At 71.5% G+C, this 6,346-nt stretch carries 8 protein-coding genes; 2 read left to right on the forward strand and 6 right to left on the reverse strand.

The features are described 5' to 3' along the window. Positions 1-56 precede the first annotated feature (56 nt). The 5 genes from ACZ5C2_RS33170 to infC all read right to left on the reverse strand — a co-directional run bounded on the left by ACZ5C2_RS33170 (position 57) and on the right by infC (position 3,824). Complete coding sequence (locus ACZ5C2_RS33170; protein ID WP_468799619.1) at positions 57-1,211, reverse strand: sensor histidine kinase; 1,155 nt, start codon at positions 1,209-1,211, stop codon at positions 57-59. A 93-nt stretch (positions 1,212-1,304) separates the two neighbouring features. Beyond that, positions 1,305-2,165: a TrmH family RNA methyltransferase gene (locus tag ACZ5C2_RS33175; protein WP_468799643.1), complete on the reverse strand. Its 861-nt coding sequence runs from the start codon at positions 2,163-2,165 to the stop codon at positions 1,305-1,307. A gap of 204 nt (positions 2,166-2,369) precedes the next feature. After that, entirely contained in the window at positions 2,370-2,753 is a 384-nt protein-coding gene (rplT, locus tag ACZ5C2_RS33180; RefSeq protein WP_004933571.1) for a 50S ribosomal protein L20, read from the reverse strand. 98 nt (positions 2,754-2,851) lie between these two features. Beyond that, positions 2,852-3,046, reverse strand: coding sequence for a 50S ribosomal protein L35 (rpmI, locus tag ACZ5C2_RS33185; protein WP_003977225.1), 195 nt, complete (start codon positions 3,044-3,046; stop codon positions 2,852-2,854). A 109-nt stretch (positions 3,047-3,155) separates the two neighbouring features. Further along, positions 3,156-3,824: a translation initiation factor IF-3 gene (gene infC / locus ACZ5C2_RS33190; RefSeq protein WP_468799645.1), complete on the reverse strand. Its 669-nt coding sequence runs from the start codon at positions 3,822-3,824 to the stop codon at positions 3,156-3,158. 396 nt (positions 3,825-4,220) lie between these two features. Between infC and ACZ5C2_RS33195 the strand changes: the two genes are divergently transcribed. Then, positions 4,221-4,598 carry a DUF1844 domain-containing protein gene (locus ACZ5C2_RS33195; protein WP_468799621.1) on the forward strand — a complete coding sequence of 126 codons (378 nt, stop codon included), beginning with the start codon at positions 4,221-4,223 and terminating at the stop codon, positions 4,596-4,598. Positions 4,599-4,602: 4 nt separating this feature from the next. Here ACZ5C2_RS33195 and ACZ5C2_RS33200 read toward each other — a convergent pair whose 3' ends face one another. Continuing rightward, positions 4,603-5,334: an SseB family protein gene (locus tag ACZ5C2_RS33200; protein ID WP_468799623.1), complete on the reverse strand. Its 732-nt coding sequence runs from the start codon at positions 5,332-5,334 to the stop codon at positions 4,603-4,605. 24 nt (positions 5,335-5,358) lie between these two features. Here ACZ5C2_RS33200 and ACZ5C2_RS33205 point away from each other — a divergent pair, with 24 nt between their 5' ends. Beyond that, on the forward strand, positions 5,359-6,192 hold the full coding sequence (locus tag ACZ5C2_RS33205) for a serine hydrolase (RefSeq protein WP_468799625.1): 834 nt from the start codon (positions 5,359-5,361) through the stop codon (positions 6,190-6,192). The last annotated feature ends 154 nt before the right edge of the window (positions 6,193-6,346 follow it).

A 6,346-nucleotide genomic window follows, 5' to 3' on the forward strand; every position in this document is an offset into this window, starting at 1 on the left:
GGCCGAGTCTAACGGGGTGAAGGAACGTGAATGCGCCCGTGGGGCCGTCGGACATCTCAGGTGAGATACGACGGTGCCGCCACGGGCAACGTAAATCGGAACTCGGCGCCGCCGCCCGGGGCGCGTCCGACCGTGATGGTGCCGCCGTGGGCCTCGACGATGCCTTTGACGATGTACAGCCCGAGACCCGTCCCGCCGCGCTTGCTGCCCCGCCAGAAGCGGGTGAAGACGCGGTTCATGGACTCCTCCGGAATGCCGGGCCCTTCGTCGCTCACCGTGACCGACGTGGCTGCGTTTTCAGCGTTTTCAGCGTTCTCCCGTTCACGCGGGGACGCCGAGGGCGTGATGTCGATCGTGACGGTTCCCTCGCCGTGCCGCACCGCATTTTCCAGCAGGTTGCTCAGCACCTGGTCGACCTTGTCGGGGTCGGCCCACAGTTCGGGCAGTGGGTGCTGGACCCGCAGCAGGAACCGGTCGGCCTGCTGCCCCGCGGCGACGTAGGCCTGGATGTGGCGTCCGACGGCGGCCCCGATGTCGACGGGCTGGCGGCGCACCTCCAGGCGTCCGGAGTCGATGCGGGATATGTCGAGCAGCTCGGCGATGAGCCGGGTGACCCGGTCGGCGTCGGCGTCGACGGTCTCCAGCATCAGCCGTTTCTGGTCGTCGGTGAACCGTTCCCACTTGGCGAGCAGGGTGGCGGTGAAGCCCTTGACGGAGGTGAGCGGGGAGCGCAGTTCGTGGGCGACGGTCGCGATCAGTTCGGCGTGGCTGCGCTCGGTGCGGCGGCGGGCCTCGGTGTCGCGCAGGGTGACGACGACCCGGCGGACGGGTCCGGTGGGCCGGGTGCGGACGTAGCGCGCGGAGACGAGGACCTCGCGTCCGCCGGGGAGCAGGAGGTTGCGTTCGGGCTGGCTCACGCGGATGGCGAGACCGCGGTAGGGATCGGTGAGCTGCCACCAGCGGCGGCCCTCCAGGTCCTCTAACGGCAGGGCCGTCTCCAGGCTCTGTCCGAGGGCCCGTTCGGCGGGTACGGCCGTGATACGGACGGCCGCCGCGTTGAAGCAGATCACCCGGCCGTGCTCGTCGGCGACGACGAGTCCGTCGGGGAGCTGGTCGGGGTCGATGCCGAGTTCGGCGAGATCACCGGGCCGGGGCGCGGGCGGACGCGCGGCCCGTCGTGCTCCCGGTGCGCTGCTCGTGCCGACGCTCATCCCCGTACCCCACCTCTCGGAACTTCCTCGGGGCGCCCCGTGCTCGGGACCGGCCGAGAGCTTGGGGGAGGGTCCCCGAGGCTGGTCACCCTACTAGTTCCCGGTGACGGAGCGGCACCCTCCGGCGGCGCGCTGTGCACGCGCCGACGCGTAGAGACATACGGCGGCGGCGGTGGCCAGGTTCAGGCTTTCGGCCTTTCCGTGGATCGGGACGCGTACGACGGCGTCGGTGAGGGCGCGGGTCTGCTCGGGCAGCCCCCAGGCCTCGTTGCCGAAGACCCAGGCGGTCGGGCCACCCATGCTGCCCTTGTCTAGCTCGTCGTCGAGGTCCCGGTCCCCGGCGCCGTCCGCGGCGAGCAGCCGCACGCCCGCGTCCCGCAGTCCCGTCACGGCCTGCTCGACGGGGACGCCGACCGCGACGGGCAGATGGAACAGCGAGCCGACGGAGGCGCGTACGGCTTTGGGGTTGTACAGGTCGACGGAGGCGTCGGTGAGGACGACGGCCTCGGCTCCGGCGGCGTCGGCGCAGCGCAGCACGGTGCCGGCGTTCCCGGGGTCGCGTACGTGCGCGAGGACGGCGACGAGGCGGGGCCGGGCGGCGATGATCTCCTCGAACGGCGTGTCCAGGAACCGGCACACCCCGACGAGTCCCTGCGGGGTGACGGTGGTGGAGACGTCGGCGATGACCTGCTCGGAGGCGAGGTGGACACGGGCGCCGGCGTCCCGGGCCGCGCCGATGATGTCGGCGTACCGCTCGGCTGCCCCGGGCGTGGCGAACAACTCGACGAGCGTGGCGGTGCCGCCGGCACGATGCCCGGCCGCCTCCCGCACGGCCTGCGGCCCCTCGGCGAGGAACAGCCTCTCCTTCCCCCGGAAGTTCCGCCTGCCGAGCCGTCGCGCGGCGGCCACACGAGGGGAACGGGGGGAGATCAGCTCGGGGCTGACGGAGGGCATCTTCTTCACCTTCAGGAGATCGAACACGCGGCGCGTCCCGGACGACGGGGACTACGGCCCTCGGGGGGGCGCGGGGAACTGCGCGACCGGCCGCGACGGTCCCGCAGCCGTACGACTCGCCGCGCCGCCGCGCAAGAGCAGGACCCGCAAGCCTCAAAGCCTGCGGGTCCTGAAAGTCACGTCGGCCTCAGGCCAACGCAGGGCTCACGCCGCCTTGGGCGCGTTCACGTCCGCCGGCAGCGCCTTCTGCGCGACCTCGACGAGCGCCGCGAAGGCGGTGGCGTCGTTGACGGCCAGCTCGGCCAGGATCTTGCGGTCGACCTCGACGTTCGCGGCCTTCAGGCCCTGGATGAAGCGGTTGTACGTGATGCCGTTGGCGCGGGCAGCGGCGTTGATGCGCTGGATCCACAGCTGGCGGAAGTCACCCTTGCGCTTCTTGCGGTCGTTGTAGTTGTAGACCAGCGAGTGGGTGACCTGCTCCTTGGCCTTGCGGTACAGGCGCGAACGCTGACCGCGGTAGCCGGAGGCCTGCTCGAGGATCGCCCGGCGCTTCTTGTGGGCGTTGACTGCCCGCTTGACGCGTGCCACTTGTTAACTCCTTGTAGCGGGGCCGTGGTTGTGCCCACACGGCCCGAAATCGATTGGGTCCCGGTCTGACGTGCCTGGGGCGCTCACGCGCCGGGGCGTCACTTGCCGAGAAGCTTCTTGATCTTCGCGGCGTCGCCCGGGGCCATCTCGGCGTTGCCGGTGAGGCGACGCGTCACGCGGGACGACTTGTGCTCGAGCAGGTGGCGCTTGCCGGCACGCTCACGGAGCACCTTGCCGGAGCCGGTGATCTTGAAGCGCTTGCTGGCACCGCTGTGCGACTTGTTCTTCGGCATAGCGCCGTTCTCTCCTCGTCGGTGGCGCTCCGGTGCCCGGTCACGAAAACCGGGCACGGTGGAGCGTCGTACTTGTATCGGTTACTCCTGGGGGCGGCGCCCCCGGGGGTCACGCCTCGGCCGGAGCCTCGGCATTCGCGACGTCGTCGGAGTCCGCGGCGTTCGCGGCGTCGGGGTCCGCGGCGTTCATCGAACGGCCGGGGTTGGCCTTCGCCTCCGCCTTGCGGGCTTCCTGCGCCTGGCGGGCCTCGGCCATCGCCTCGGTCTTCTTCTTGTGCGGACCGAGAACCATGATCATGTTGCGGCCGTCCTGCTTCGGGTTCGACTCGATGAACCCGAGGTCCTGGACGTCCTCCGCGAGCCGCTGCAGTAGCCGGTAACCGAGTTCCGGCCGGGACTGCTCGCGACCACGGAACATGATCGTGATCTTGACCTTGTCGCCCTGCTTGAGGAACCGGACGACGTGACCCTTCTTGGTGTCATAGTCGTGCGGGTCGATCTTCGGCCGGAGCTTCATCTCCTTGATGACCGTGTGCGCCTGGTTCTTGCGCGCCTCACGGGCCTTCATGGCCGACTCGTACTTGAACTTCCCGTAGTCCATGAGCTTGCACACGGGCGGACGGGCGTTCGCCGCGACCTCGACGAGGTCGAGGTCGTACTCCTGCGCAAGCTCCAGGGCCTTGGCAAGCGGGACAATCCCGACCTGCTCGCCGCTGGGACCGACAAGTCGCACCTCGGGAACGCGAATCCGGTCGTTGATGCGGGGCTCGGCGCTGATGGATCCTCCTCGGTAGCACCACGCGACGGTCTGGCGGACAGCCGCGTAACGTCTCTGTTCGTTGGACCTGACCGAGCCGGAGCATGAAGAACGCCCCGGACGGTCACAGGCGGGGCTCCTCGAACTACCGGAGCACCGCCACGGGGACCGCGGGGCGCGTTATCGGGCGGATCTCGTCTCGGGGACGGGGAACCGCCTGACCGGTGACCCGCCGCCCTGAGAGCGGCCAGGTGGGAGTTCGAAGCCTCCACTTGTGGGCCGGGCTCGTGCGCCGTGAGGCATACGGGTCCGACCGGTCGTTACACAAGGTTAGCAGCTCCCGGTGAGGCGCACCAACCGGCCGTCTCCCTCCTCCTGACGTCAGCGCGACGCCCGGCTGCGCCTATCGTGTGGGGCATGAGTGACACCTCCCCCTCGGACGCCCCCGAGACCCCCGGCAACCCCGACTTCGACGCCATGGCCCGCGACATCGCGGAGGTCCCGGCGGTCGAGGTGATCGTGACGGTCGCCGTCAATCTGATGAGCGCCGCCGCCGTGAAGCTCGGTCTGACCGAGGAGGGCGACGCCTTCAAGGACCTGGACGAGGCCCGCAAGCTCGTGCACGCGCTGGCCGGTCTGCTGGACGCGTCGGCGACCGAGATCAGCTCCTTCCACGCGGCCCCGCTGCGGGACGGCCTGAAGTCGCTCCAGATGGCCTTCCGCGAGGCCTCGCTCGTCGCGGACGAGCCGGGCAAGGGGCCGGGCGAGAAGTACACCGGAGCGATCTACGGCTAGGACCTCAGGAACGCACGTACAAGGGCTCGCCGGGTGGCGTCGCCTCGGCCGGCAGGACTGCCAGGTCGAGGCCGCGCACCAGGCGGGCCCTCAGCGTTTCGTCGGCGGCGAGCCGCTGGGCGACGGCGCGTGCGGCCTCGGCGGCGGGGACCGACGGGTCGAGGACCAGGGCGAGGGTGCCGTCGGCCTGTCCCGGACCCAGGTGGGCACGCAGCACGGCGTGCTCCGCGGCCACGGCGGCCCGTACGGCCTCGACGACCGCGGGGTCGCCGAGCGGGTCGGTGCTGGTGCGGCCCTCGGCGAGCGCGAGCAGGGTGGGCCCGGTCAGTTCGAAGGGCACGGGACCGGACATGTCCAGGACCACCGTGTCCGCCTTCTCGTGCGCGGCGGCCTGCAGCGCCTGGTGCAGCGGTACGGCGACGGGGCGGGCCGCCGGGTCCCAGCGGGCGAGGGACTCGATGGACGTGAAGGCGGGCAGGGCGGTGCGGCCACCGGCCTTCAGGGTCGGTACGGCCATGTCGCTGGTCTTCTCGCGGCGCAGCCCGTTCTCATCCTCTTCGACCTCACCGAGCAGGGCCACGACGGGGACGAGCAGCCGGGCGCCTTTGAGTGCCTCCAGGACGGGACCGACCGCGTTGCCGTCCTCGGCCCAGGCGGCGAGGGCGGCGCTCAGCCGGGGGTCCGCGGTGCCGTCGTCGTCGCGGAACGGGGAGTCGGGGATGTTCTTGTTCGCCACGGTCACCGACCCTACCGGCCACCCGTGTCACGCTCGGACGCGGGCGGTTCGGGCGACGGCCGCGGTTTCGGTTTCGGTTTCGGTTTCGGTTGCGGTTTCGGCGGAGGGAGCACACCGGTGGCGGACGGGGCGCGGGTGTCCGTGGCGGTGCTGGACCTCGGCTCCGGGGAGGGCTTCTCCCACGGGGACGGCGTCTTCGTCACGGCGAGCGTCGTCAAGGTCGACATCCTCGCGGCGCTGCTGCTCGGGGCACAGGACGCGGGGCGGGAGCTCACCGGGGCGGAGCGGTCGTGCGCGGCGGCGATGATCGAGCGCAGCGACAACGACGCGGCGTCGGCCCTGTGGGACGGGATCGGACGGGCGGCAGGCCTCGACGCCGCGAACGCCCGCTTCGGGCTGACGGAGACCACGGGCGGCGACGGCCCACTGTGGGGGCTGACCCGCACCACGGCCGTGGACCGGCTGGCGCTGCTGCGGCAGGTGTTCGGCACGGACTCGGAGCTGGGCGCGCCCTCGCGGGCGTATGTACGGACCCTGATGCGGCGGGTCGTCCCGGAGCAGGCGTGGGGCGTGCGGTCCGTGGCGGACGAGGGCACGGTGTGGGCCGTGAAGAACGGCTGGCTGCCGCGTGACACGACGGGGCTGTGGGTCGTGAACAGCATCGGCTGCGTCACGGCCGGCGGGCGCGAGCGCCTGGTGTCGGCACTGTCCGACGGCAACGCGACGAGGGAACGGGGCGTGGCACTCGTGGAGGGAGCGGTACGGGCGGCCCTTACGGCAGGGGGGCGGCGGCGCGCGACTCGTCCTGCGGCGGACGCTCCGGAGCCCCGCGCGCTCCGAACGCGACGGCCCCGCTGAACCGCCCCGGGGCGGCGGGCCGCACCGCGCGACCCGTCCTGCGGCGGCACCGGCGACTGGGGGGGTGCCTCTATGTCTTTCGTCAAGGCGCCCAGGTTTGGTTTGGGGTGGTTTGACTGGCTGGGTCATGCGGCGAGTTCGACGTCCTTGGGGA

This window comes from Streptomyces sp. NPDC031365 (assembly GCF_055569765.1).

Bases quoted from the DNA above. Each gene is read 5' to 3' on its own strand.
- ACZ5C2_RS33175 (WP_468799643.1), bottom strand. From the start codon at position 2,165: ATGCCCTCCGTCAGCCCCGAGCTGATCTCCCCCCGTTCCCCTCGTGTG.
- ACZ5C2_RS33195 (WP_468799621.1), top strand. From the start codon at position 4,221: ATGAGTGACACCTCCCCCTCGGACGCCCCCGAGACCCCCGGCAACCCC.
- ACZ5C2_RS33170 (WP_468799619.1), bottom strand. From the start codon at position 1,211: ATGAGCGTCGGCACGAGCAGCGCACCGGGAGCACGACGGGCCGCGCGT.
- rpmI (WP_003977225.1), bottom strand. From the start codon at position 3,046: ATGCCGAAGAACAAGTCGCACAGCGGTGCCAGCAAGCGCTTCAAGATC.